This window comes from Pseudomonas sp. m6p (assembly GCF_055760375.1).
This window is the reverse complement of the sequence record NZ_CM147084.1, coordinates 4,722,457-4,746,638: the sequence shown is the minus strand read 5'-3', so window position 1 is coordinate 4,746,638 and position 24,182 is coordinate 4,722,457. Positions and strand designations below refer to the sequence as shown.

23 protein-coding genes, 2 tRNA genes and 1 rRNA gene are annotated in these 24,182 nt (G+C 59.0%); 18 read left to right on the top strand and 8 right to left on the bottom strand.

Annotated elements, in window-relative coordinates:
- Positions 1-16: 16 nt before the first annotated feature.
- Positions 17-913 (bottom strand): tRNA glutamyl-Q(34) synthetase GluQRS, encoded by an 897-nt coding sequence (gene gluQRS / locus ACYZUM_RS21585; protein WP_108183820.1) that lies wholly within the window; start codon positions 911-913, stop codon positions 17-19.
- Positions 914-1,049: 136 nt separating this feature from the next.
- Complete coding sequence (dksA, locus tag ACYZUM_RS21580) at positions 1,050-1,493, bottom strand: RNA polymerase-binding protein DksA (RefSeq protein WP_108183819.1); 444 nt, start codon at positions 1,491-1,493, stop codon at positions 1,050-1,052.
- A gap of 334 nt (positions 1,494-1,827) precedes the next feature.
- On the opposite strand from dksA, the gene ACYZUM_RS21575 reads away from it, so the two are divergent.
- Both ACYZUM_RS21575 and sfsA read left to right on the top strand, forming a co-directional pair.
- A complete protein-coding gene (locus ACYZUM_RS21575; protein ID WP_108183818.1) occupies positions 1,828-3,000 on the top strand; it encodes a pyridoxal phosphate-dependent aminotransferase in 1,173 nt (390 codons plus the stop codon).
- Positions 3,000-3,713: a DNA/RNA nuclease SfsA gene (gene sfsA / locus ACYZUM_RS21570; protein WP_108183817.1), complete on the top strand. Its 714-nt coding sequence runs from the start codon at positions 3,000-3,002 to the stop codon at positions 3,711-3,713. Before ACYZUM_RS21575 ends, sfsA begins: the two co-directional genes overlap by 1 nt.
- Here sfsA and ACYZUM_RS21565 read toward each other — a convergent pair.
- Positions 3,710-4,027 carry a Rieske (2Fe-2S) protein gene (locus ACYZUM_RS21565; protein ID WP_108183816.1) on the bottom strand — a complete coding sequence of 106 codons (318 nt, stop codon included), beginning with the start codon at positions 4,025-4,027 and terminating at the stop codon, positions 3,710-3,712. The two genes, sfsA and ACYZUM_RS21565, sit on opposite strands and share 4 nt — an antisense overlap.
- Positions 4,028-4,189: 162 nt before the next feature.
- Between ACYZUM_RS21565 and ACYZUM_RS21560 the strand changes: the two genes are divergently transcribed.
- The 4 genes from ACYZUM_RS21560 to ACYZUM_RS21545 are packed head-to-tail and all read left to right on the top strand — an operon-like array spanning position 4,190 to position 7,735.
- Positions 4,190-5,062, top strand: a complete 873-nt coding sequence (locus tag ACYZUM_RS21560; protein WP_108183815.1) for a heme/hemin ABC transporter substrate-binding protein — start codon at positions 4,190-4,192, stop codon at positions 5,060-5,062.
- Between the two features lie 50 nt (positions 5,063-5,112).
- Entirely contained in the window at positions 5,113-6,096 is a 984-nt protein-coding gene (locus ACYZUM_RS21555; protein ID WP_174377370.1) for a FecCD family ABC transporter permease, read from the top strand.
- Positions 6,096-6,863 carry a heme ABC transporter ATP-binding protein gene (locus ACYZUM_RS21550; protein WP_108183813.1) on the top strand — a complete coding sequence of 256 codons (768 nt, stop codon included), beginning with the start codon at positions 6,096-6,098 and terminating at the stop codon, positions 6,861-6,863. Before ACYZUM_RS21555 ends, ACYZUM_RS21550 begins: the two co-directional genes overlap by 1 nt.
- 20 nt (positions 6,864-6,883) lie before the next feature.
- Entirely contained in the window at positions 6,884-7,735 is an 852-nt protein-coding gene (locus ACYZUM_RS21545; RefSeq protein WP_108183812.1) for a ChaN family lipoprotein, read from the top strand.
- Between the two features lie 227 nt (positions 7,736-7,962).
- Here the strand turns inward: ACYZUM_RS21545 and ACYZUM_RS21540 are convergent, their stop codons facing one another.
- The 4 genes from ACYZUM_RS21540 to ACYZUM_RS21525 form a co-directional block, all read right to left on the bottom strand.
- Positions 7,963-8,763 (bottom strand): Crp/Fnr family transcriptional regulator, encoded by an 801-nt coding sequence (locus ACYZUM_RS21540; RefSeq protein ID WP_108183811.1) that lies wholly within the window; start codon positions 8,761-8,763, stop codon positions 7,963-7,965.
- 16 nt (positions 8,764-8,779) lie between these two features.
- Complete coding sequence (locus ACYZUM_RS21535; RefSeq protein ID WP_003228231.1) at positions 8,780-9,052, bottom strand: TfoX/Sxy family protein; 273 nt, start codon at positions 9,050-9,052, stop codon at positions 8,780-8,782.
- Between the two features lie 269 nt (positions 9,053-9,321).
- On the bottom strand, positions 9,322-9,666 hold the full coding sequence (locus tag ACYZUM_RS21530; protein ID WP_041065444.1) for a pentapeptide repeat-containing protein: 345 nt from the start codon (positions 9,664-9,666) through the stop codon (positions 9,322-9,324).
- Between the two features lie 91 nt (positions 9,667-9,757).
- Complete coding sequence (locus ACYZUM_RS21525) at positions 9,758-11,314, bottom strand: bifunctional aminoglycoside phosphotransferase/ATP-binding protein (protein ID WP_108183810.1); 1,557 nt, start codon at positions 11,312-11,314, stop codon at positions 9,758-9,760.
- Between the two features lie 116 nt (positions 11,315-11,430).
- On the opposite strand from ACYZUM_RS21525, the gene mrcB reads away from it, so the two are divergent.
- From mrcB to ACYZUM_RS21510, 3 genes are read left to right on the top strand one after another with little or no spacing between them, the layout of a single operon-like run.
- A complete protein-coding gene (mrcB, locus tag ACYZUM_RS21520) occupies positions 11,431-13,755 on the top strand; it encodes a penicillin-binding protein 1B (protein ID WP_108183809.1) in 2,325 nt (774 codons plus the stop codon).
- Positions 13,756-13,771: 16 nt separating this feature from the next.
- A complete protein-coding gene (locus ACYZUM_RS21515) occupies positions 13,772-14,512 on the top strand; it encodes a tetratricopeptide repeat protein (protein WP_108183808.1) in 741 nt (246 codons plus the stop codon).
- Entirely contained in the window at positions 14,512-14,847 is a 336-nt protein-coding gene (locus ACYZUM_RS21510) for a YqcC family protein (RefSeq protein WP_041065457.1), read from the top strand. The genes ACYZUM_RS21515 and ACYZUM_RS21510 overlap by 1 nt, the downstream gene beginning before the upstream one ends.
- Before the next feature lie 94 nt (positions 14,848-14,941).
- Here ACYZUM_RS21510 and ACYZUM_RS21505 read toward each other — a convergent pair whose 3' ends face one another.
- Positions 14,942-15,358, bottom strand: coding sequence for a DUF4124 domain-containing protein (locus ACYZUM_RS21505; RefSeq protein WP_108183807.1), 417 nt, complete (start codon positions 15,356-15,358; stop codon positions 14,942-14,944).
- A 398-nt stretch (positions 15,359-15,756) separates the two neighbouring features.
- On the opposite strand from ACYZUM_RS21505, the gene ACYZUM_RS21500 reads away from it, so the two are divergent.
- From ACYZUM_RS21500 to ACYZUM_RS21460, 9 genes are all read left to right on the top strand, one after another.
- Positions 15,757-17,481 (top strand): acetolactate synthase 3 large subunit, encoded by a 1,725-nt coding sequence (locus tag ACYZUM_RS21500; RefSeq protein WP_041065497.1) that lies wholly within the window; start codon positions 15,757-15,759, stop codon positions 17,479-17,481.
- A gap of 2 nt (positions 17,482-17,483) precedes the next feature.
- Positions 17,484-17,975 carry an acetolactate synthase small subunit gene (gene ilvN / locus ACYZUM_RS21495; protein WP_003205610.1) on the top strand — a complete coding sequence of 164 codons (492 nt, stop codon included), beginning with the start codon at positions 17,484-17,486 and terminating at the stop codon, positions 17,973-17,975.
- 48 nt (positions 17,976-18,023) lie between these two features.
- The gene (gene ilvC / locus ACYZUM_RS21490) at positions 18,024-19,040 is read left to right on the top strand and encodes a ketol-acid reductoisomerase (RefSeq protein WP_007959661.1); all 1,017 of its coding nucleotides are present in this window, start codon (positions 18,024-18,026) and stop codon (positions 19,038-19,040) included.
- A gap of 146 nt (positions 19,041-19,186) precedes the next feature.
- Positions 19,187-20,044: a CDP-diacylglycerol--serine O-phosphatidyltransferase gene (gene pssA / locus ACYZUM_RS21485; RefSeq protein ID WP_003228213.1), complete on the top strand. Its 858-nt coding sequence runs from the start codon at positions 19,187-19,189 to the stop codon at positions 20,042-20,044.
- A gap of 63 nt (positions 20,045-20,107) precedes the next feature.
- On the top strand, positions 20,108-21,121 hold the full coding sequence (msrP, locus tag ACYZUM_RS21480; protein WP_041065469.1) for a protein-methionine-sulfoxide reductase catalytic subunit MsrP: 1,014 nt from the start codon (positions 20,108-20,110) through the stop codon (positions 21,119-21,121).
- On the top strand, positions 21,121-21,732 hold the full coding sequence (gene msrQ, locus ACYZUM_RS21475; protein WP_108183806.1) for a protein-methionine-sulfoxide reductase heme-binding subunit MsrQ: 612 nt from the start codon (positions 21,121-21,123) through the stop codon (positions 21,730-21,732). The genes msrP and msrQ overlap by 1 nt, the downstream gene beginning before the upstream one ends.
- Positions 21,733-22,285: 553 nt before the next feature.
- Positions 22,286-23,822, top strand: a 16S ribosomal RNA gene (locus ACYZUM_RS21470).
- An 81-nt stretch (positions 23,823-23,903) separates the two neighbouring features.
- Positions 23,904-23,980 (top strand) — tRNA-Ile (locus ACYZUM_RS21465).
- Between the two features lie 28 nt (positions 23,981-24,008).
- A tRNA-Ala gene (locus ACYZUM_RS21460) sits at positions 24,009-24,084 on the top strand.
- Positions 24,085-24,182: the final 98 nt, after the last annotated feature.

Below are 24,182 nucleotides of genomic sequence, written 5' to 3'. Positions count from 1 at the left end.
GCCACTGCAAGTGTCGTCATTGCAGTTGCGCCTCGGGCAACGTCAGTGTGCGCGGGATCTTCGATGCATCCCAGTGGGCTGCGCCCCATTTGAGCAATTCCTCGGGGGTGGCATGCGCCAGTTCGGCACCGGGGTTTTGCCCCAACGCACGCAAGGCTCGCAGTAGCAGTGGCGTGGCCTGATCGGCCTCAAGCGGCGGCGAACGGTAGGATTTGCCAAGCTTGTTGCCGTCCGGCTGCGTGATCAGTGGCAGGTGCAGATAGCGCGGCTGACGCAGGCCCAGCAGTTCTTGCAGGTAGAGCTGGCGTGGCGTGGAGTCGAGCAGGTCGGCGCCGCGCACGATGTCGGTGATGCCTTGCCAGGCGTCATCCAGCACCACCGCCAGTTGATAGGCGTAGAGGCCGTCGCGGCGGCGAATCACGAAATCGCCGACCTCGCGCCCCAGATGCTGGCGGAACTCGCCCTGCACCCGATCGATGAAGTGATATTCCAGTTCCGGCACACGCAGGCGGATTGCCGCATCTTGCTGTTCATGACCGGCATTGCGGCACAAGCCCGGATAAATCCCGTGATACGGCTCCAGTTGCTTGCGCGAGCAGGTGCAGGCGTAGGCCAGACCATGGTTGAACAGGCTGTCGAGCACTTCGGCGTAGGCGGCGTGGCGCTCACTCTGGCGCACCATCTCGCCGTCCCATTCGAAGCCGTAGCTTTCCAGCGCCTTGAGAATCGCCGCCTGCGCGCCGGGCTCTTCCCGGGGCGGATCGAGGTCTTCCATGCGCACCAGCCAACGCCCACCGACTGCACGCGCGTCGAGGTAGGAGGCGAGGGCAGCCACCAGCGAGCCGAAGTGCAGGTGGCCACTGGGGGTGGGGGCGAAGCGGCCGATGTAGGCGGGGGAGATTTTGGCTGTCATGGAAACGAAGCTACTTTTCAGGCGATACGCAGGTCAACGGGTGGAATCGAGACTGCTCGCTCCCACAAGGGCAAAAGGCAAAAGGCAGAAACAAAAACGGAGCGTTCGCACGCTCCGTTTTTCGTTCAGGTCGAGATTACTTGCCGACCTGCTTTTCCTTGATTTCCGCCAGGGTCTTGCAGTCGATGCACAGATCGGCGGTAGGACGGGCCTCGAGGCGCTTGACGCCGATTTCGATGCCGCAGGATTCGCACCAGCCGTACTCTTCGTCCTGGATCAGTTCGAGAGTCTTGTCGATCTTCTTGATCAGTTTGCGCTCGCGGTCGCGGGCGCGCAGCTCAAGGGCGAATTCTTCTTCCTGGCTGGCACGGTCGGCCGGGTCAGGGAAGTTGGCCGCTTCGTCTTTCATGTGATCAACAGTACGGTCGACTTCCTGCATCAAGTCCTGTTTCCACTTGTTCAGGATCTTGGTGAAGTGCGCGCGCATCGGGGCGCCCATGTACTCTTCGCCGTCCTTCGGAACGTAAGGTTCGAAGCCGCTGATCGTCACTTGCTGCTGTTGCTTTGCTTGGGTGGGCATGAAATGGACCGCCTCTACTCTTGTAATCCATTGCGCAGGATTGCTCCATCACCGACACCTGCCGGCCCTGCGGCTGCAAGCGGGCGAACTTACCAGATCAATTCGGCCTGCGCTACTCCCGGATGTCGAGGCCCCGGCGGGTGGCGCTTGCAGAAGTTTGGCAAGTCATGTCTGACAGTGATGGAGGCCTGATCAATCTCTGATTTTAGTCAATCCTGGAGCGTACGCGCATATCGTTACAGTCCAGCGTTCTTGAGGCTGTGACCGCGACGGGTTCTCGCTCGTTCCGGCAGATGGGTAGAATCGTCTCTTTTTCCCCGTCGAAGGAAAACCCATGGCTCAGCCCTACAGTGCGCGCAGTCGCGCGATCGAACCGTTCCATGTGATGGCGCTGCTGGCGCGGGCCAATGAACTGCAGGCCGAAGGTCACGATGTGATCCACCTGGAAATCGGCGAGCCGGACTTCACCACGGCCGAGCCGATCATCCGCGCCGGGCAAGCGGCGCTCACGGCGGGCAAGACTCGCTACACCGCGGCGCGTGGCATTCCTGAGTTGCGCGAAGCGATCTCCGGGTTTTATCAATCGCGCTACGGTTTGAACATTGATCCGCGAAGGATCCTGATCACGCCGGGGGGCTCCGGTGCGCTGTTGCTGGCCAGTGCCTTGCTGGTCGATCCGGGCAAACACTGGCTGCTGGCGGATCCGGGCTACCCGTGCAACCGGCACTTTCTGCGACTGGTCGAAGGCGCGGCGCAACTGGTGCCGGTCGGCCCGGAAGTGCGGTATCAATTGACCCCGGATCTGGTGGCGCGGCACTGGGATCACGACAGCGTGGGAGCGTTGGTGGCGTCGCCGGCCAACCCGACCGGCACCCTCCTGACCCGCGACGAACTGGCCGGATTATCCACAGCGATCAAGGCGCGGCACGGCCATCTGGTGGTGGACGAGATTTATCATGGCCTGACTTACGGCACCGATGCCGCCAGTGTGCTGGAAGTCGATGACAACGCCTTTGTCCTCAACAGTTTCTCCAAATATTTCGGCATGACCGGTTGGCGTCTCGGCTGGCTGGTGGCACCGGATGCGGCCGTCAGTGAGCTGGAAAAGCTCGCGCAGAATCTCTATATCAGCGCGCCGAGCATGGCGCAGCACGCCGCACTGGCCTGTTTCGAGCCGGACACCATCAGCATTCTCGAAGAGCGCCGCGCCGAATTTGGTCGCCGTCGCGACTTCCTCCTGCCGGCGTTGCGCGAGTTGGGTTTCAACATCGCCGTCGAACCTGAAGGTGCGTTCTACTTGTATGCCGATATCAGCCAGTTCGGCGGCGATGCCTTCGCGTTCTGCCGGCATTTCCTCGAAACCGAGCACGTCGCCTTTACCCCGGGGCTGGACTTCGGTCGTTATCAAGCGGGCCATCATGTGCGTTTTGCCTACACGCAAAACCTCCCTCGCTTACAGGAAGCGGTGGAACGCATCGCTCGCGGTTTGAAGAGCTGGCAAGCCTGATGCGTTTTTATCCGGCTCTGGAAGAGGCGCGGCTGATTCGCCGCTATAAACGTTTTCTGGCTGATGTTGAAACGGTCAATGGCGAGCTGTTGACCCTTCACTGCCCGAACACCGGTTCGATGCTCAACTGCCAGGTTGAGGGCGGACAGGTGTGGTTCAGTCGCTCCAGCGACCCGAAACGCAAGCTGCCCGGCACCTGGGAAATTGGCGAAACTCCGCAGGGCCGGCTGTTTTGCGTGAACACCGGCCGTGCCAACGCACTGGTGGAAGAGGCGCTGCAGGCGGGAGTCATCGTCGAGTTGAGCGGCTTTACGGCGCTTAAACGTGAAGTGGCGTACGGCCAGGAAAAGAGCCGCATTGATTTCCGTCTCGAGTACCCGAGTGGCCCGGCCTACGTGGAAGTGAAAAGCGTCACGCTGGGGTTCGACGGAACGAATGTTGCGGCGTTTCCCGATGCGGTGACCCAGCGCGGCGCCAAGCATCTGCGTGAGCTGGCGCATCTGGCCCGTGACGGCATTCGGGCGGTGCAGCTGTATTGCGTCAATCTCAGCGGGATTGACGCAGTGCGTCCGGCCGAGGAAATCGATGCGGCCTACGCCGATGCCCTGCGCGAGGCGGTGGCATGCGGAGTTGAAGTGCTGGCTTACGGCGTGCGCTTGAACAACGAAGAAATGGTGATCGACCGGCGGCTGGACGTGTTGCTCAACGGTTAAACATCGATCCACACCCCTTGGGCGTCTTCGCGGCAGGGGATGGCGGTCAGGGATTGCCCGGCGCAGGGCCCGGCGACGCATTCGCCGTCCTCGATCAGGAACAGTGCGCCGTGGGTGGCGCACTGGATCAGGCTGTTGCTCGGGTCGAGAAACTGGTCGGGGTGCCATTCCAGGCCGACGCCACGATGCGGGCAACGGTTGAGATAAACATAGGCCTGTCCATTGCGGCGCACGGCAAACAGTTTGTTGCCGTGGATGTCGAACCCACGGCTGCCGGCCTCGGCGAGATCGGCACCTGCGCACAAAAACTTCATGACTATCCTCAACTGTCGGCTCGTTTCAGGAAGTGTCCGAGCTTGACGTTTAAATGCAAACAATTATCAAATGGCCGCCTTCGCCCACTGTGCGCGGCTGCCGCCAAGGATACTTGGCCTGCCGGTTCGCTGCCCGGGAAAACTGTTCAAGGAAAGCTGCGTATGCGCCTGATTATCCACGTTGCTGTGCTGTGTGTCGGACTGTTCGCCAGCCTTCAGGTGACAGCTGCCGACTTGCCACAGCGTTGGGTCAGTGCCGGTGGCGCGCTTTCGGAGTGGGTCAGTGCATTGGGCGGCGAGTCGAAACTGGTCGGCGTCGACACCACCAGCCAGCATCCCGAGTCGCTGAAGAAACTGCCAAGTATCGGCTATCAACGCAGCCTGTCGGCAGAGGGCATTCTCAGCCTGCGCCCGGACATCCTTATCGGCAGCGAAGAAATGGGCCCGCCACCGGTGATCGCTCAAGTAAGGAGCGCCAAGGTGCAGGTCAAACTGTTCTCGGCGCAGCCGGATCTGCCGACGCTGGAAAAAAACCTCACGCATCTCGGGCAGTTGCTCGGCGCGCAAGCCCAGGCGACGCAGCTGCTGGCAAGTTATCGACAGCAGCTCGCCATGCAGAAGGCGCGAGTCGCCGAATTGCAGACCAGGCACAAGGCGCCCGGTGTGCTGGTGCTGATTGGGCATGCCGGCGGCAAACCGTTGATTGCCGGCAAGGACACTGTCGCCGACTGGCTGCTGCAACGGGCTGGCGGACATAACCTGGCGACGCATACCGGTTACAAACCGTTCTCCGTTGAGTCGCTGGCCGGGCTTGATCCTGAAGTGCTGGTGTTTGCGGATCGCGCGTTGAGCGGTGAGGCGGCAAAAGCGGCGTTGTTCAAGGAAAACCCCATTCTCAATTCAAGCCGTGCGGCCAAGGCCGGACGGGTGCTGGAGCTGGATCCGACGCTGCTGGTCGGCGGGCTCGGGCCGCGTTTACCGGCGGCGTTGAAGGGTTTGTCTGACGGCCTCTACCCGACTGCGAGCGGCCAATGACCGCACTGGTCAAACCACGCAGCCTGTTTATCGGGCTGACGCTCCTGTGTTTGCTGGCCATCTGGCTGTCGTTGGCGCTGGGGCCGGTGAGCCTGCCGCTGTTCGATACGTTGCGCGCGGCTCTGCGCATGCTCGGTGTGCCGCTGGCGCCGGACGGTCTGGAGCAGGCTGAGCTGATTCTCGGGCAGATTCGGCTACCGCGTACCTTGCTTGGCCTGGCCGTCGGCGGTGTACTGGCGCTGTCCGGCGTGGCGATGCAGGGTTTGTTTCGCAATCCGCTGGCCGATCCCGGGTTGGTCGGGGTCTCCAGCGGTGCGGCGCTTGGTGCGGCTGTAGCCATTGTCGGCGGTGCGTTTTTTGGCGATTTGCCAGAGTGGTTCGGGCCGTATCTGTTGTCGGCGTGCGCGTTTCTCGGCGGGTTGGGGGTAACGGCGCTGGTCTATCGGCTCGGACGGCGCAACGGCCAGACTAACGTCGCGACCATGCTGCTGGCTGGGATCGCCCTGACGGCGCTGGCCAGCTCGGCAGTCGGGTTGTTCACCTATCTGGCGGATGACGCGACCCTGCGCACGCTGACTTTCTGGAATCTGGGCAGCCTCAATGGTGCCAGTTACGCGCGTTTGTGGCCGTTGCTGATCATCAGCGCCGGTGTTGCGCTGTGGTTGCCGCGTCGTGCCAAGGCGCTGAATGCGTTGTTGCTGGGTGAGTCCGAGGCAGGGCATCTGGGGATCGATGTCGAACGGCTCAAGCGTGAACTGGTGTTCTGCACCGCGTTGGGTGTTGGCGCAGCGGTAGCGGCGGCGGGGATGATCGGTTTCGTCGGGCTGGTGGTGCCGCATCTGGTGCGTTTATTGGCCGGGCCCGATCACCGCGTGCTGTTGCCAGCGTCGGTACTGGCGGGGGCGAGCCTGCTGTTGCTGGCGGATCTGGTGGCGCGGCTGGCACTGGCGCCGGCGGAGTTGCCGATCGGTATTGTCACGGCGTTTATCGGCGCGCCATTCTTCCTTTATCTGCTGCTGCGAGGACGTGCCTGATGCTGCGTGCGCACAATCTGCACATCCGTCGCGGGCGCAAGACCGTCCTCAGCGACGTCACCCTGCAACTTGAGCCCGGTGAGGTGCTGGGTGTGCTCGGACCAAACGGTGCCGGCAAAAGCACCTTGCTCGGTGCCTTGTGCGGTGAGCTGACGGCGAGTAAAGGCGAGGTGTTACTCGACGACAAGGCACTGAATCACTGGACAGGTACGCAACGCGCCCAGCGTCTGGCGGTGTTGCCGCAGGTCTCGACGCTGGATTTTGCCTTTCGTGTGGAGGAAGTGGTCGGCATGGGCCGCTTGCCGCATCAAAGTGGTCGGGTGCGCGACGACGAGATCGTCGCGGCAGCGCTGGACGCTGCGGATGCCGGGCACCTGAGCGGGCGCAGTTATCTGGCGCTGTCGGGTGGCGAGCGCCAGCGCGTGCATCTGGCGCGGGTGCTGGCGCAGTTATGGCCGGGGCAGGCCGGGCAAACGCTGTTGCTGGATGAGCCGACCTCGATGCTCGATCCCTTGCACCAACACACCACGCTGCAGGCAGTACGTGAGTTTGCCGACCGTGGCGCGGCGGTGCTGGTCATCCTGCATGATCTGAATCTGGCGGCGCGCTATTGTGATCGGGTGTTGCTGCTTGAAGGCGGGCGCCCGGTGGCGCTGGGTACGCCGCAGCAAGTCTTGCGACCGGACTCGCTCAAAGCGGTGTTCGGACTCGAAGTATTGGTGCAGCCGCACCCGGAGCGTGGGCATCCGCTGATCATCGCCCGCTGATTTCTCATCGAGGTGATGGCATGCGCGGGATCTGGTTGTTGGCGGTGTTGCTGCTTGCAGGGTGTCAGCATGTTGCTGCGCCGCCACCGGTCAGCGGTGAGATACGCGATCTGCACAGCGGTCAGGTACTGACGGCGCAGGAACTGCTGACACGTCTGGCCGGTGCGCAGCACGTGATCATTGGCGAGCAGCATGACAATGCCGATCATCACACTGCGCAGTTGTGGCTGTTGCAGTCGCTGGGTGAGCAACGCCCTCAGGGCAGTCTGCTGCTGGAGATGCTTACGCCTGATCAACAGCTGAAAGTTGATCAGGTTCGCCATGCAGCAACGCCGCCCTCCGATCTTGCCACTGCTCTGGACTGGCAGGATGGCTGGGACTGGAAGCTTTATGGGCCGATCGTTCGCTTCGCCCTTACACAAACCTATCCGCTGTCGGCAGCCAATCTGGACGACAGCGAAATCCGTGCTTTCTATCGTCAGCCGCCAGCCCTGAGCGGTATCCGCAGCAATGCGACAGCGGTAAAAGCCACGCTGCTTGAGCAGATCAGCGCATCACATTGCGGCCTGCTGCCCAAATCGCAGATGCCGGCGATGCTCGCGATTCAGCAACAGCGCGATCGACGCATGGCCGAACGTTTGCTGGCGGCACCAACCCCCGCCATGTTGTTGGCAGGCGCCTGGCATGCGCGCAAGGATGCTGGCGTGTCGCTGCATGTGCTTGATCTTGGCGCAGCCCAGGCGCCCACGGTGCTGATGCTGGCCGAGCAGGGCGCTGAGGTCAGCGCGGCGATGGCCGATTACGTCTGGTACACCCCGGCCACGCCTGCGCAGGATTACTGCGCACAGATGCGCAAACAGTTCGGTCAATGACTTTTCCACAGGCAAAAAAAAGACCCGGTAAAAACCGGGTCAAATAACCGTGATTAGCCTGATGAGGAGATAATCTGAGAGTCCGAACCAAGGGCTTTTCAGAATATCGACTGATCTCGCGACCAGTTGTGATAATCATAGCGATTCTCATTAGCGAGTCAACCACTGTTTTTCCATTCGCGTGATTTAGTCGTGCAAATGGCCGGAGTGCCCCGGAAACAGGGGACTCAACGCGCAGCTTTCACCGCGCTCAGTTGGGTGATTTGCTGGTTGAGCTGGCCAATGCGCCGGGCCATGCTCTCGATAAGGCTCTGGGCAATCTTCGGATTGTTGCGGGTCATGGTCAGAAACTGATCGCCGGGAATCAACATCACTGTACTTGGCTCGCGGGCAATGACCGTGGCGTTTCGCGGCTCGCCTGTGAACACTGCCATGGCGCCGAAAATCTCGTCCTTGGGCACGTCGCCAACCTTGTGCCCATCAACAAACGCTTCGGCATGCCCATCGATGATCACGAAGACGTGATCGGCAGCATCGCCCTGCTGGATCAACACTTCACCGCTCTCGACCCGTTTAAAGCCATTGGTGCTGCGAAACTCCCGTGGCTTTAGTTCGGCCACCGCGTGTGCCAGCAGCGCCATCTGCCCCAGCAGATACTCCAGCCATTGCTCAGCCCGTTCCGGCTCGGCGTACAAATGTCGGAACAGATCGGTTCGCCGATAGGGCAACAAGCGCAATAATCCGTCGCTGCGCAGTCGGCAATCGGCCCAGGCGTCACCTTGCTGCAGGCCGATCAGATCGCCTTCCTGCCAGTAAAACAACGCGCGGCCGCCGATGTAGCCGTGGATCACGCCTTCTGTCAGCAGAAACAGCTGATCGTGTGGGAGCTGCGCCATCAGGTCATCAGAGATTTCCGGCTCAAAGGCAGGCCCGCACGGCGCAAGCCCTTCCAGCCAGTGCGCGGGCAAGCTCTGCAAACGATTGATCAGCTTATCGACTGGTGCCGATTGTTCCCCGAGCAGATACATGGCCGTCAGCGCCTGTTCAGTTCTTGTGACGCGAGGAGATGGCTTCGAGCTGCTTGTTCAAGGCGTCTTTGCGTTCGGCCGGGATATCGTTCCAGTGCACATCCATCAGCGCCCCTTCAATCGCGTACAACAACACCTTCGATGCGCGAAACCCGCGGGTACGCACGGCCCGATAGGCGTCCACCGCCCCCAGGCGACGCAAGTCCGAGGCGCTGTGGATGCCCACGGCATGCAGCCATTGCGCCGACGTCTTGCCAAGATTCTTCAGGTGTTGCAGTTCATCATTCATCAAGCCTCCTTGCGACGGCCGAATGGTGCGTGGGCGATCTTCTCAGGAGTGTAGCCATCAGTAGGAAAAGCGTGGTTGTTTGGTCGGATTAGACGCAAACGCTACTAAGAAAGGGCTGCGAACCCAGAAAGGAGAGAAGAAACACATGTTGGAGCGAGCTTGCTCGCGAGGGCGTCCTGTCAGCCACGAGATGTATCGACTGACACCACGCCTTCGCGAGCAAGCCCGCTCCCACGCGGGAAAGGCGTCGGGTCAGAGAAAGATAAATATCAGCGGGTGCGATAGCGCAGGCGGGTACCAAAATTCATCGACATCAGGATCTCGTCGGCGCTCAGTTCCGGTGGGAAGTACGCACCTGAAATCTGCGCATGGGCCAGGCTCGCGCCTTCCAGGGCGGAATTACGGAAATCGATGCCGCGCAAATCGGCGGAGCGGAAGTAGGCGTCGCGGAAATCCACGCCGTCGGCGTTCAGTTCACGCAGATCGAGCCCACGGAAGTCGCCACCGACCATGTCGATCGGGCCGTCGTTCGGGCGTTCCTTGTTGAAGCCTGCGATGTCGTCTTTGTGCAGCAGGGCATAAAGCGGGGTGTCGAGAAGTTTCGGCTGGCTCATGTCACATCACCTGTTGGTTTTATGACGCCAGTATAGTGCCACTATTTGACGACCGTGAAGCCAGCGGGGGCTTCACGGTCGAAATAGTTTCTTACAGGCCTGGCAGACGCTGGCGGATCTGCGCCACGACGGTGTCGAGGGTCCCGCTTTCATTGGTCTGTACGCGTTTGCTGCGCAGAATTTCTTCTGGCGTCAGCGCTTCGCGGCTGGCCTGTTGGGCCTCGATGACCGCCAGCGTGGCGTCGGAAGGATCCTTCTTGTCGGCCTGGCGAATCGCCAGCCAGCTTTCGATCACGGCTTGCGGAGCGTTGCAGTCGAGAATCAGGAACGGCGTGCCGGTCGCCTCGGCGACTTTCGCCGCGCTGTCACGTTGCTCGCGCTTGAGGTAGGTCGCATCGATGACGACCGGGAAACCGGCGTGCAGAATGACTCCGGCAATCTCATGCAAGCGGGCGTAGGTGGCAGCGCTGGCGTCGGCGCTGTAAATCCCGGCCTGCACGTCGTTGGCCACGGTTTGCTCGCCGAACAGACGCTTGCGCTCGACATCGGAACGCAGGCGGATCGCGCCCAATGCTTCGACCAGGCGCATCGCCACGTGGCTCTTGCCGACGGCCGATACTCCGTGGGTGATCGCCATGAAGCGCGAAGGGATGGTGCTGTAGCTTTCCGCCAGATTGGCGTAGTTACGGTACTGGCGCAGGGTAGTGGCGCGCTGCACCGGGGTGGCGTCCGCCGGCATGCTGAACAGTGCAACTTTGGCGCGAACCAGTGCTCGGTAGGCTTTGTAGAAGTTCAGCACTTCCAGGCCTTGATAGTCGCCGGTCAATTCCAGGTATTGGCTGATGAAGCGGCGGGCCAGGGATTTCAGACCACGGTCTTCAAGGTCCATCGCCAGGAAACCGGTGTCGGCCCAGACGTCGGTGAAGCGGAACGGCTCGTTGAACTCGATGCAGTCGAAGATCACTACTTTGCCATTGATCACAGTGGCGTTGCCCAAGTGAATGTCGCCGTGGCATTCGCGAGTGAAACCCTCGGCCTTGCGCTGGCTGAACAGTGCCTTGAGACGGTCGAAGCTGCTCTCGGCCCAGGCTTGCAGGGCCTCGAGTTGCAGCAGATCGTTTTTGTCGCTGAGGAATGGCAGGATCTGTTCGAAGTTCTGGCGCACCGGGGCCATTACGCTGTCCGGGGTCCCCGCCTCGTGTTCGGCCGGGACTTTTGGCGCGCTGAGGTGGAATCTGGCGATCTGCTCGGCCATTTCATCAATGTGCTGGGTGGTCAGCTCACCGTTGGCCTGCAGGGTGCTGAGCAGGCCGGTCTGCGGGAATTGACGCATTTTCAGCACATATTCGATCACCGGGCCGTCGCCTCCCAGTTGCGGCGCTTCGACGCTGCCGGTCACCGGCAACACGTCCAGATACAAATCTTCGGTCAGGCGCTGATTCAAACGCAGTTCTTCAGCGCAGAAGTGCTCGCGCGCTTGGAGGCTGGTGAAGTCGAGAAAGCCGAAATTCACCGGCTTCTTCACTTTATAAGCAAACGACCCGGTGAGGATCACCCACGAGATATGGGTTTCGATGACCTGGAACCCGTCGACGGGGTGCGGGTAGAGGGCCGGGTTTTGCAGGGCAGCGATCAGTGACTGGCTCACGGGCGATCCTTCAGAGACTGGGAAATTCGAGGTCGCCATTATGGCCGCTCGCCAGCCTGACGCAAACCTCGGAGCGCTCCTGTTGAGGATGAATAAAGTGCGTATAATCCGCCGCCATGACTCGAACTCGATCCCCCCGTACCAAGAAAAAACCACCTGCCAAGGGCCTGCGGCCGTGGCTGGGGTGGGCCATTAAACTCAGTCTGGTCGGCCTTGTGGTGCTGGCCGGCTTCGCCGTTTACCTCGATGCCGTGGTGCAGGAGAAATTCTCCGGCAAGCGCTGGACCATCCCGGCCAAGGTGTACGCGCGTCCGCTCGAGCTGTTCGTCGGACAAAAACTGAGCAAGGACGATTTCCTCACCGAACTCGACGCCTTGGGCTATCGCCGCGAAGCCGTGAGCAATGGCCCCGGCGCTGCCGCCGTCAACGGCAATACCGTTGATCTGAATACCCGCGGCTTCCAGTTCTATGAAGGCCTGGAGAAACCTCAGCCAGTACGCGTGCGCTTCTCCGGCGACTATGTGGCCGAACTCTCGGGGCTCAATGGTGGAAAATTGTCCGTGGTGCGGCTCGAACCACTGATGATCGGCGGCATTTACCCGAAAAACCTTGAAGACCGCATTCTGATCAAGCTCGATCAGGTGCCGCCGTATTTGCTCGATACTTTGGTCGCCGTTGAAGATCGCGACTACTACAGCCACTGGGGCGTGTCGCCGAAATCGATTGCCCGGGCGATCTGGGTCAACACCTCTGGCGGCAAGATGACCCAGGGCGGCAGTACGCTGACCCAGCAGTTGGTGAAGAACTTCTACCTCACCAACGAGCGCAGCCTGAGCCGCAAGCTCACCGAAGCGATGATGGCGATGCTGCTGGAGCTGCACTACGACAAGAAGGAAATTCTTGAGGCCTACCTCAACGAAGTCTTCGTCGGGCAGGACGGTCAGCGTGCCGTGCATGGTTTCGGTCTGGCCAGCCAGTTCTTCTTCGGTCAGCCTTTGTCCGAGCTGAAGCTGCATCAGGTTGCACTGCTGGTCGGCATGGTCAAGGGTCCGTCCTACTACAACCCGCGGCGCAACCCGGAGCGCGCGCTGGAGCGCCGTAATCTGGTACTTGATGTGCTTGAGCAGCAAGGCGTGGCGACGGCCGAGCAGGTCGAAGCGGCGAAGAAAATGCCATTGGGCGTGACCACCCGCGGCAAGCTCGCCGACAGCTCGTTCCCGGGCTTTATCGATCTGGTCAAACGCCAGTTGCGTGAAGATTATCGTGACGAGGACTTGACCGAAGAAGGCCTGCGGATCTTCACCAGTTTCGACCCGATTCTGCAGATGAAGGCCGAAGCGTCGGTTAACGACACCTTTAAACGTCTGGCTGGACGCAAGGGCTCCGATGATGTGGAAGCGGCGATGGTCGTGACCAACCCGGAGACCGGCGAAGTGCAGGCGATGATTGGTAGCCGTCAGGCCAGTTACGCCGGTTTCAACCGGGCGCTGGACGCCGTGCGGCCAATCGGTTCGCTGGTAAAACCGGCTGTCTATCTGACTGCGCTGGAGAAGCCGAGCCATTACACGCTGACCAGTTGGCTGTCGGATGATCCGCTGTCGATCAAAGGCGCGGACGGCCAGGTGTGGAAACCGCAGAACTATGACCGTCGCTCCCACGGCACGGTGTTTCTCTATCAAGGGCTGGCGCATTCCTACAACCTGTCGACCTCGCGTCTGGGTCTGGAAGTCGGTGTGCCGAATGTGCTCAAGACCCTTGCGCGTCTGGGGGTAACCCGGGAATTCCCGGCGTTCCCGTCGATGTTGCTCGGGGCTGGCGGCATGACCCCGATCGAAGTGGCGACCATGTACCAGACCCTCGCCAACGGTGGTTTCAATACGCCGATGCGCGGGATTCGCAGTGTGCTGACTGCTGAGGGCGAACCGCTCAAGCGTTATCCGTTCCAGATCGAGCAGCGTTTCGATCCGGCGTCCATCTACCTGATCCAGAACGCCATGCAGCGGGTGATGCGTGAAGGTACCGGCAGCTCGGTTTACAACGTGCTGCCCAAGACCCTGACGCTGGCCGGCAAGACCGGTACCAGTAACGACTCGCGCGACAGTTGGTTCGCCGGTTTCAGTCAGGATCTGCTGGCGGTGGTCTGGCTCGGTCGTGACGACAACGGCAAGACCCCGTTCACCGGGGCGACCGGTGCGCTGCAGGTCTGGACCAGTTTCATGCGCAAGGCCGATCCGCTGCCGCTGGATATGCCGCAGCCGGACAACATCGTTCAGGCGTGGGTCGATTCGCGTACCGGACAAGGCTCGGATGCCAACTGTCCCGGAGCCGTGCAGATGCCGTATATTCGCGGCAGCGAACCGCCACCCGGTGCCGCGTGTGCAAGCGAAACGCCTGCTTCGCCGGAGTCGGTGATGGATTGGGTCAAGGGCTGGATGAATTAAGCAAAGAGGGTTTCAAGTGAACAAGTGGTTGATTCCAGCGGTGACCGCCGTGGCTTTGCTCAGCGGCTGCTCTACCGTACAGCGTGGTTCGATCCCGGTGGTGGATTCCGGCACAGCCGTGTCCAATAGCGAACGTCTGTCGGCCAATGGCGGTTTCCGCAAGACGACGGTCAAACGTCCAGTGCAGGGGCAGGCGCAATCCCAGGCCATTCCGCAAGGCGATACTGGTGTGGTGGTGATGGTGCCGGGTGGCGGTGCTGTGACATCGGCGCCGATCGTTCCTGGTCCGGCGTCCGGTGGGATTACGGCGGGTCCGTACAATCCTTCGCCGGTCGAGTCGGCACCGATCAACACCGGCAGCTACAGCATGCCTTCGACGCCGAGCGGCATTCCTTCGGCCAGCAGTGGCGGAGGTCTGTCGGCGGATGAGCAACTGGATGGTCCGGTACTCGCCTTGCTGACCACTGCGCAACAGCAGCAGGCCGGCGGCGACCTCAACGGTGCATCCTCCAGTCTGGAGCGCGCTCAGCGTGTAGCTCCGCGTGAGCCGCAAGTGCTCTACCGTCTGGCGCAGGTGCGCATGGCCCAAGGTGATGCGCCGCAGGCGGAACAGTTCGCCCGTCGCGCGCTGACCATGGCCAACGGCCGTCCGGATCTGCAAGCCAACCTGTGGGAAATCATCGCGCAGTCCCGTGAGAAACAGGGCGACTCCGCCGGCGCTGCACTGGCTCGTCAAAAGGCCAAGGTTTCGCTCTGATGGACACCCGTTTCCCGAAAATCGCCGACCAGTTGCTGCTGATCGAGCGTGAGCTGCGCGCGCAAGGTTGGTGGGATGAAGTGCAGCCATCGGCCGAAGCCCTTAGTAGTGTCGAGCCGTTTTCGGTCGATACGCTGGATTTCGAACAATGGCTGCAATGGATCTTCCTGCCACGAATGAAGATGATCCTTGAGCAGGACCTGGCGTTGCCCAACGCTTCGGGCATTCAGGAAATGGCGGAGATGGTCTTTGCCCAACGCAATCTGCAGGGCAAGGATCGCCAGTTGCAGGTGCTGCTCAAAGAATTCGATCTGCTGATCACCGCCTCCCGCTAAGCCACTGTAGGAGCTGCCGCAGGCTGCGATCTTTTGATCTTGCTTTTAAAAACAGAATCAAAAGATCGAAGCTTTCGCCAGTTCCTACAGGTGCTTATTCGCAGTTCTGCGCAATCTGTTTCTGTGCTTCGATAATGCGCTCCTGACGTTGCGCATCATCCAGCCGCCGTAGCTGCCCCTCCACTTCCTCCCTCAATCGCGGATTGTTCTGCAATTGCGCCAGGTTCGTCCGTGCCTGCTCGCAAAATGCCTTGAGCTGCGCCTGCTGCTCCGCCACCTGTTTCTTCACCTTGTCGTCGATGGCTTTCTGATCGCCCAGCGCACCACTGCCAGGCATGGCGGCAGGTTTCGTTGGGGGCGAGGAGGGCGTCTGCACGGTGCTGGCCGGTTGCCCTTGCGGCGGCTGCGCATCGAAGTGCGTGACGCCTTGGGCGTCGACCCATTTGTAGATCTGAGCGGCCGAGCACCAGGGGCTGAGGCCGATCAGCAGAGTTAACAGAAGCGTTCGCATGCTGATTCCTTGGCAAAATTGCGCAATTGACGCTAACAGAGTAGCTGTTTTCAGGTTTTTTCTTGCGTTCTCATGTGCTTACCCACAATTAAGCACATTGACGGCTTGACTTGGAGAGGGCGAAACAGAAGAATCCAAAGTCCGCTGTAGAGGGACTGCCAGAAGCAGACCCACTCGGCAGATCATGAGGCGCATATCCGCGTCGACCTGTTACACCCGCAACGCGTTACCTCGCGCTGGGTGGGAAAGGCCCGCAACACTTGGGACGATCCCAATACTTGCTCAGTCAGTGCTGACGTAGTCGGCGACCACCGTCGCTCATGCTCTGCCGAGAAGTAAACCTATTAAGACCCGCCCCTTTTTGTGGACGGTATTCTGGCGTTTTAGAGGTGAACAACGTGGAGCTTTTATCTGGCGGTGAGATGCTCGTCCGCTTCTTGCGTGACGAAGGCGTCAAATATATCTACGGGTACCCGGGTGGTGCTCTCCTGCATGTTTACGATGCCCTGTTCAAAGAACCGGAAGTGACCCACATCCTGGTTCGTCACGAACAAGCGGCGACCCATATGGCTGACGGCTACGCCCGTGCCACCGGTAAAGCCGGCGTGGTATTGGTGACTTCCGGTCCAGGCGCCACAAACGCCATCACCGGTATTGCCACCGCCTATATGGATTCGATTCCAATGGTGATCATTTCCGGTCAGGTGCCAAGCACCATGGTCGGCACCGACGCGTTCCAGGAAACCGACATGATCGGTATCTCCCGGCCGATCGTGAAGCACAGCTTCATGATCAAGCACGCCTCGGAAATCCCGGAAGTCATGAAGAAGGCGTTCTACCTGGCGCAATCCGGTCGTCCGGGCCCGGTCGTGGTCGATATCCCGAAAGACATGACCAACCCGGCCGAGAAGTTCGAATACGTTTTCCCAAAAAAAGCCAAGCTGCGCTCCTACAGCCCGGCCGTTCGCGGTCACTCCGGGCAAATCCGCAAGGCGGCAGAAATGCTCCTGGCGGCGAAGCGTCCTGTGCTCTATTCCGGTGGCGGCGTGATTCTGGGCAACGGTTCCGCACCGCTGACCGAACTGGCGAAAATGCTCAACCTGCCAGTGACCAACACCTTGATGGGCCTGGGTGGTTTCCCGGGTACTGATCGTCAGTTCATCGGCATGCTCGGCATGCACGGCAGCTACACCGCCAACCTGGCGATGCACCATGCCGACGTGATCCTGGCTGTTGGCGCACGTTTCGATGACCGTGTGATCAACGGCGCGGCGAAGTTCTGCCCGAACGCCAAGATCATCCACATCGATATCGACCCGGCTTCGATCTCCAAGACCATCAAGGCCGACGTGCCAATCGTTGGTCCGGTGGAGAGTGTCCTGACCGAAATGGTCGCGATCCTCAAGGAAATCGGCGAGACCCCGAACAAGGAGTCCGTGGCCAGTTGGTGGAAGCAAGTCGATGAGTGGCGCGGTGATCGCGGCCTGTTCCCTTATGAAAAGGGCGACGGCAGCCTGATCAAGCCGCAGACCGTGATCGAGACCCTGTGCGAAGTGACCAAGGGCGATGCCTTCATCACGTCCGACGTGGGCCAGCACCAGATGTTCGCGGCGCAGTACTACAAGTTCAACAAGCCTAACCGCTGGATCAACTCCGGTGGCCTGGGCACCATGGGCTTCGGTTTCCCGGCGGCCATGGGCATCAAGCTGAGCTTCCCGGATGACGACGTTGCCTGTGTCACGGGCGAAGGCAGCATCCAGATGAACATCCAGGAACTGTCGACCTGCCTGCAATATGGCTTGCCGGTGAAAATCGTCATCCTGAACAACGGTGTTCTGGGGATGGTTCGTCAGTGGCAGGACATGAGCTATGGCAGCCGTCACTCGCACTCTTATATGGAGTCGCTGCCTGACTTCGTCAAACTGGCTGAAGCCTACGGTCACGTCGGCGTGCGCATCACCGATTCGAAGGATTTGAAGTCGAAGATGGAAGAGGCGTTCGCCATGAAAGATCGTCTGGTGGTGATCGATATTTCGGTCGATACCAGCGAGCACGTCTATCCGATGCAGATCAAAGACGGCTCCATGCGCGATATGTGGCTGAGCAAGACGGAGCGTACTTAATCATGCGGCACATTATTTCCCTGCTTCTGGAAAACGAACCCGGCGCTTTGTCTCGCGTAGTCGGCCTGTTCTCGCAGCGCAACTACAACATTGAAAGCCTGACAGTGGCGCCAACCGAAGACCCGACCCTGTCGCGTCTGACGCTGACCACTGTCGGCCACGATGAAATCATCGAGCAGATCACCAAAAACCTGAACAAGCTGATCGAAGTGGTCAAGCTGGTGGACCTGTCGGAAAGCGCTCACATCGAGCGCGAGCTGATGCTGGTCAAGGTCAAGGCCACTGGCGCCCAGCGCGCCGAGATCAAACGCACCACCGATATTTACCGTGGACAGATCGTCGACGTCAGTGCCAGCGTGTATACCGTTCAATTGACCGGTACCAGCGACAAACTCGACAGCTTCATTCAGTCCATCGGCACCGCATCGATTCTGGAAACCGTCCGTAGCGGCGTGACCGGCATTGCCCGCGGCGACAAAGTACTCAGCATCTAAACCAAATTAGCGAATGGCCTGAACGGCCTGGATATATAGGGGAAATTCATGAAAGTTTTCTACGATAAAGACTGCGACCTGTCGATCATCCAGGGCAAGAAAGTTGCCATCATCGGTTACGGTTCCCAGGGCCACGCCCAGGCATGCAACCTGAAAGACTCCGGTGTCGACGTTACCGTCGGTCTGCGTAAAGGTTCGGCCACTGTTGCCAAAGCCGAAGCCCATGGCCTGAAAGTGACCGACGTGGCTGCTGCTGTTGCCGGCGCCGACCTGGTCATGATCCTGACCCCGGACGAATTCCAGTCCCAGCTGTACAAGAACGAAATCGAGCCGAACATCAAGAAAGGCGCCACCCTGGCCTTCTCCCACGGCTTCGCGATCCACTACAACCAGGTTGTTCCACGTGCCGACCTCGACGTGATCATGATCGCGCCGAAAGCGCCGGGCCACACCGTACGTTCCGAGTTCGTGAAGGGCGGCGGTATCCCTGACCTGATCGCGATCTACCAGGACGCTTCGGGCAACGCCAAAAACGTTGCACTGTCCTACGCCGCCGGCGTCGGTGGCGGTCGTACCGGCATCATCGAAACCACCTTCAAGGACGAGACCGAAACCGACCTGTTCGGCGAACAAGCCGTACTGTGCGGCGGTACCGTTGAGTTGGTGAAAGCCGGTTTCGAAACGCTGGTTGAAGCTGGCTACGCGCCGGAAATGGCCTACTTCGAGTGCCTGCACGAACTGAAGCTGATCGTTGACCTCATGTACGAAGGCGGTATCGCCAACATGAACTACTCGATCTCCAACAACGCTGAATACGGCGAGTACGTGACCGGTCCGGAAGTGATCAACGCCGAATCCCGTCAGGCCATGCGCAATGCCCTGAAACGTATTCAGGACGGCGAATACGCCAAAATGTTCATCAGCGAAGGCGCAACCGGCTACCCTTCGATGACCGCCAAGCGTCGTAACAACGCCGCTCACGGTATCGAAATCATCGGCGAGCAACTGCGCTCCATGATGCCGTGGATCGGTGCCAACAAGATCGTCGACAAAGCCAAAAACTAAGTCGTCATCCTTGTACGAAAAACGCGGCCTCGGCCGCGTTTTTTCGTTTGAAACCGATGGTTCTGGTATAAAGCTGCATCGTTTGTGGCCGAACCGTCGTCACAGGCACCTGTCGAAACTTTCCAAACCGTTGCAAGGTAATGTCCATGAGCGAACGTCCCGAAGAGCCGAACCAGGCTTCTGACGCCGAAAGCCTGCTGCCCATCGATGAACATGTCGAAGAAGGGCACGACGCAGAAGGTCGTAAAGTCCGGCATCGTGGTATCTATCTGCTGCCGAACCTTTTCACCACTGCGAACCTGTTCGCAGGGTTTTATTCCATCATCAACTCGATGAGTGCCCAGGCTGCCTTGAGCGCCGGGGATTCAGCGAATGCGAGCAAGTATTTCGCCTTCGCCGCGATCGCGATTTTTGTGGCCATGGTGCTCGATGGTCTTGATGGCCGTGTAGCGCGCATGACCAATACGCAAAGTGCCTTCGGTGCCGAGTATGACTCGCTGTCCGACATGGTCGCTTTCGGTGTGGCACCGGCGCTGCTGGCGTTCGGCTGGGCGCTGGGCGACATGGGCAAGGTTGGCTGGATGGTGGCCTTCATCTATGTAGCCGGTGCAGCGCTGCGTCTGGCGCGTTTCAATACTCAGGTTGGTACGGCTGACAAGCGCTACTTCATCGGTCTGGCCAGTCCGGCGGCGGCAGGCGTGGTGGCGGGGATTGTCTGGGCGTTCAGCGATTACGGTATTCAGGGGTCGAAGATGTCGTTCCTGGTCGCTCTGATGGTGGCGGCTGCCGGCATGCTGATGGTCAGCAACATCAAGTACAACAGCTTCAAGGAGCTGGATCTGAAGGGGCGCGTGCCGTTCGTGGCGATCCTCGCCGTGGTGCTGGTGTTCGCTGTGGTGTTCAGCGATCCACCGCGTATTTTGCTGCTGGTGTTCCTCGCCTACGCGGCTTCCGGCCCGGTGCAATACCTGTTGCATCTTCGTCGGCACAAAAACGCCGAGTGATGTAATTTCCCGCATACTCCGCAGTCTATGGGTGCATCTGTCCTCCAAAGCTGCGGAGTTGTCATGCTGATCAAAATCCCCAAAGCGTCCGACTGCCATGAGTCGGATGTCACGCCTGAGTCCATTTATCTCTCCCGTCGCCAACTGCTCGGAGCTACCGCGGCCGGTATCGCCGTGAGCAGCCTGCCGCGTTGGGCCAGTGCCGAGGACGCGGCGCGCTATGCTGATGTCGAGCCAGGCAAGACGCCTGCCTGGTTTGCCGAGAAGCTCTCTTCTACCAAGTGGGGAGCAGTCAACGTCAAGGATGAGGCGATCACGCCTTATAAAGACGCGACCCATTACAACAACTTCTATGAGTTCGGCACCGACAAGGGCGATCCCGCAGCCAATGCCGGCTCGCTGAAAACCGAGCCGTGGAGTGTGGTCGTCGATGGGGAGGTGGGTAAGCCTGGGCGTTACGCACTCGAAGACTTCATGAAACCGTACCAGTTGGAGGAGCGTATCTATCGTCTTCGCTGTGTTGAAGCGTGGTCGATGGTCATCCCCTGGATTGGTTTTCCGATTTCCGCACTGCTCAAGCAGGTCGAACCGACCTCTAACGCCAAGTACATTCGCTTTGAAACCTTGCAGGATCCCAAGAGCATGCCTGGGCAGCGCTCGGGTTTCGCGTTGATCGACTGGCCGTATGTAGAGGGCTTGCGTCTGGATGAGGCGATGAATCCCTTGGCGATTCTGGCGGTTGGCATGTATGGCCGCGAATTGCCCAATCAGAATGGCGCGCCGCTGCGCCTGGTGGTGCCGTGGAAGTATGGCTTCAAGAGTGTGAAGTCCATTGTGCGGATCAGTCTCGTTAGCGAGCAGCCCAAGACTACCTGGCAGAGTATCGCGGCAGATGAATACGGATTTTATGCCAACGTGAATCCGACGGTCGATCATCCGCGCTGGACTCAGGCAAGAGAACGGCGTCTGCCGAACAGTTTGTTCAAGCCGAATGTACGTGATACCCAGATGTTCAACGGCTACTCGGATGAAGTCGCTTCTTTATATACAGGGCTCGATCTGCGGAAGAACTACTGATGCGATATCCGTTTTGGCGTGTAGGCGTTTTCATTGCGGCGGCGATCTGGCCACTGCTCTGGTTTTATCAGGCGTTCGCCGATTTGCTCGGTCCGGATCCCGGCAAGGTTCTGGTTGATCGACTGGGACTGGGGACGCTGGTATTGCTGCTGATCACGTTGAGCATGACGCCGTTGCAGAAATTGACGGGGTGGGCGGGCTGGATTGCGGTTCGCCGTCAGTTGGGGCTCTGGTGTTTTACTTATGTGGTTCTGCACCTGTTCAGCTATATGGCGTTCATCCTTGGTTTCGACTGGTCACAGTTGGGCGTGGAGTTGCGTAAGCGGCCGTACATTATTGTGGGTACGCTGGGTTTTCTAGGATTGTTGGCACTGGCAGTAACCTCCAATCGTTATAGTCAGCGTCGTTTGGGTGTGCGCTGGAAGAAACTGCATCGGGTGGTGTACGTGATTCTGGGGCTGGGATTGCTGCACATGTTATGGATTGTGCGGGCTGATCTTAAGGAGTGGGTGATCTATGCCTTTGTGGGTGCAGCGCTTTTGCTGCTGCGAGTGCCTGCCGTTGCGCGTCGAATTCCGCGCTTGCTGACTAAAAAGCAGGTTTTGCAATAAAACTGAAATTAACGGTTGACGGCAGATTCAGGAGGTCTATAATTCGCCCCACTTCCGGCGCAGTCGAAACGGAAAACTCCTTGAGATTCAATGAGTTACGCAGATTTCGACAGCGGTTCGCTTCAGTTCATCGAAGCCTGGAAGGAGTTGAAAGAGCGGTGATGTTTGGCTCTTTTGACGGTTCGATCTTCTCGGTCGAAAGCGGAGAAAAAGAGGTGTTGACAGCAGCGTGTAACGCTGTAGAATTCGCCTCCCGCTAACGAGAGATCGGAAGCGCAAGTGGTTGAAGTTGTTGAAGAATTCTTCGAAAACTTCTGAAAATAATCACTTGACAGCAAATGAGGCTGCTGTAGAATGCGCGCCTCGGTTGAGACGAAAGATCTTAACCAACCGCTCTTTAACAACTGAATCAAGCAATTCGTGTGGGTGCTTGTGGAGTCAGACTGATAGTCAACAAGATTATCAGCATCACAAGTTACTCCGCGAGAAATCAAAGATGTAACCAACGATTGCTGAGCCAAGTTTAGGGTTTCTTAAAAACCCAAAGATGTTTGAACTGAAGAGTTTGATCATGGCTCAGATTGAACGCTGGCGGCAGGCCTAACACATGCAAGTCGAGCGGATGAAAGGAGCTTGCTCCTGGATTCAGCGGCGGACGGGTGAGTAATGCCTAGGAATCTGCCTGGTAGTGGGGGACAACGTTTCGAAAGGAACGCTAATACCGCATACGTCCTACGGGAGAAAGCAGGGGACCTTCGGGCCTTGCGCTATCAGATGAGCCTAGGTCGGATTAGCTAGTTGGTGAGGTAATGGCTCACCAAGGCGACGATCCGTAACTGGTCTGAGAGGATGATCAGTCACACTGGAACTGAGACACGGTCCAGACTCCTACGGGAGGCAGCAGTGGGGAATATTGGACAATGGGCGAAAGCCTGATCCAGCCATGCCGCGTGTGTGAAGAAGGTCTTCGGATTGTAAAGCACTTTAAGTTGGGAGGAAGGGTTGTAGATTAATACTCTGCAATTTTGACGTTACCGACAGAATAAGCACCGGCTAACTCTGTGCCAGCAGCCGCGGTAATACAGAGGGTGCAAGCGTTAATCGGAATTACTGGGCGTAAAGCGCGCGTAGGTGGTTTGTTAAGTTGGATGTGAAATCCCCGGGCTCAACCTGGGAACTGCATCCAAAACTGGCAAGCTAGAGTATGGTAGAGGGTGGTGGAATTTCCTGTGTAGCGGTGAAATGCGTAGATATAGGAAGGAACACCAGTGGCGAAGGCGACCACCTGGACTAATACTGACACTGAGGTGCGAAAGCGTGGGGAGCAAACAGGATTAGATACCCTGGTAGTCCACGCCGTAAACGATGTCAACTAGCCGTTGGGAGCCTTGAGCTCTTAGTGGCGCAGCTAACGCATTAAGTTGACCGCCTGGGGAGTACGGCCGCAAGGTTAAAACTCAAATGAATTGACGGGGGCCCGCACAAGCGGTGGAGCATGTGGTTTAATTCGAAGCAACGCGAAGAACCTTACCAGGCCTTGACATCCAATGAACTTTCCAGAGATGGATTGGTGCCTTCGGGAACATTGAGACAGGTGCTGCATGGCTGTCGTCAGCTCGTGTCGTGAGATGTTGGGTTAAGTCCCGTAACGAGCGCAACCCTTGTCCTTAGTTACCAGCACGTTATGGTGGGCACTCTAAGGAGACTGCCGGTGACAAACCGGAGGAAGGTGGGGATGACGTCAAGTCATCATGGCCCTTACGGCCTGGGCTACACACGTGCTACAATGGTCGGTACAGAGGGTTGCCAAGCCGCGAGGTGGAGCTAATCCCACAAAACCGATCGTAGTCCGGATCGCAGTCTGCAACTCGACTGCGTGAAGTCGGAATCGCTAGTAATCGCGAATCAGAATGTCGCGGTGAATACGTTCCCGGGCCTTGTACACACCGCCCGTCACACCATGGGAGTGGGTTGCACCAGAAGTAGCTAGTCTAACCTTCGGGAGGACGGTTACCACGGTGTGATTCATGACTGGGGTGAAGTCGTAACAAGGTAGCCGTAGGGGAACCTGCGGCTGGATCACCTCCTTAATCGACGACATCAGCTGCTCCATAAGTTCCCACACGAATTGCTTGATTCATTGAAGAAGACGATAGAAGCAGCCCGAAATTGGGTCTGTAGCTCAGTTGGTTAGAGCGCACCCCTGATAAGGGTGAGGTCGGCAGTTCGAATCTGCCCAGACCCACCAATTTTGTGTGGGAAACCTGTAGAAATACGGGGCCATAGCTCAGCTGGGAGAGCGCCTGCCTTGCACGCAGGAGGTCAGCGGTTCGATCCCGCTTGGCTCCACCACCACTGCTTCTGAAGTTTGAAAGCTTAGAAATGAGCATTCCATCGCTGTGATGGTGAATGCTGATTTCTAGTCTTTTGATTAGATCGTTCTTTAAAAA

Coding starts and splice junctions, on each gene's coding strand:
- gluQRS (WP_108183820.1), bottom strand. CDS start 913: ATGACAGCCAAAATCTCCCCCGCCTACATCGGCCGCTTCGCCCCCACC.
- dksA (WP_108183819.1), bottom strand. CDS start 1,493: ATGCCCACCCAAGCAAAGCAACAGCAGCAAGTGACGATCAGCGGCTTC.
- ACYZUM_RS21575 (WP_108183818.1), top strand. CDS start 1,828: ATGGCTCAGCCCTACAGTGCGCGCAGTCGCGCGATCGAACCGTTCCAT.
- sfsA (WP_108183817.1), top strand. CDS start 3,000: ATGCGTTTTTATCCGGCTCTGGAAGAGGCGCGGCTGATTCGCCGCTAT.
- ACYZUM_RS21565 (WP_108183816.1), bottom strand. CDS start 4,027: ATGAAGTTTTTGTGCGCAGGTGCCGATCTCGCCGAGGCCGGCAGCCGT.
- ACYZUM_RS21560 (WP_108183815.1), top strand. CDS start 4,190: ATGCGCCTGATTATCCACGTTGCTGTGCTGTGTGTCGGACTGTTCGCC.
- ACYZUM_RS21550 (WP_108183813.1), top strand. CDS start 6,096: ATGCTGCGTGCGCACAATCTGCACATCCGTCGCGGGCGCAAGACCGTC.
- ACYZUM_RS21545 (WP_108183812.1), top strand. CDS start 6,884: ATGCGCGGGATCTGGTTGTTGGCGGTGTTGCTGCTTGCAGGGTGTCAG.
- ACYZUM_RS21540 (WP_108183811.1), bottom strand. CDS start 8,763: ATGTATCTGCTCGGGGAACAATCGGCACCAGTCGATAAGCTGATCAAT.
- ACYZUM_RS21535 (WP_003228231.1), bottom strand. CDS start 9,052: ATGAATGATGAACTGCAACACCTGAAGAATCTTGGCAAGACGTCGGCG.
- ACYZUM_RS21530 (WP_041065444.1), bottom strand. CDS start 9,666: ATGAGCCAGCCGAAACTTCTCGACACCCCGCTTTATGCCCTGCTGCAC.
- mrcB (WP_108183809.1), top strand. CDS start 11,431: ATGACTCGAACTCGATCCCCCCGTACCAAGAAAAAACCACCTGCCAAG.
- ACYZUM_RS21510 (WP_041065457.1), top strand. CDS start 14,512: ATGGACACCCGTTTCCCGAAAATCGCCGACCAGTTGCTGCTGATCGAG.
- ACYZUM_RS21505 (WP_108183807.1), bottom strand. CDS start 15,358: ATGCGAACGCTTCTGTTAACTCTGCTGATCGGCCTCAGCCCCTGGTGC.
- ilvN (WP_003205610.1), top strand. CDS start 17,484: ATGCGGCACATTATTTCCCTGCTTCTGGAAAACGAACCCGGCGCTTTG.
- ilvC (WP_007959661.1), top strand. CDS start 18,024: ATGAAAGTTTTCTACGATAAAGACTGCGACCTGTCGATCATCCAGGGC.
- pssA (WP_003228213.1), top strand. CDS start 19,187: ATGAGCGAACGTCCCGAAGAGCCGAACCAGGCTTCTGACGCCGAAAGC.
- msrP (WP_041065469.1), top strand. CDS start 20,108: ATGCTGATCAAAATCCCCAAAGCGTCCGACTGCCATGAGTCGGATGTC.
- msrQ (WP_108183806.1), top strand. CDS start 21,121: ATGCGATATCCGTTTTGGCGTGTAGGCGTTTTCATTGCGGCGGCGATC.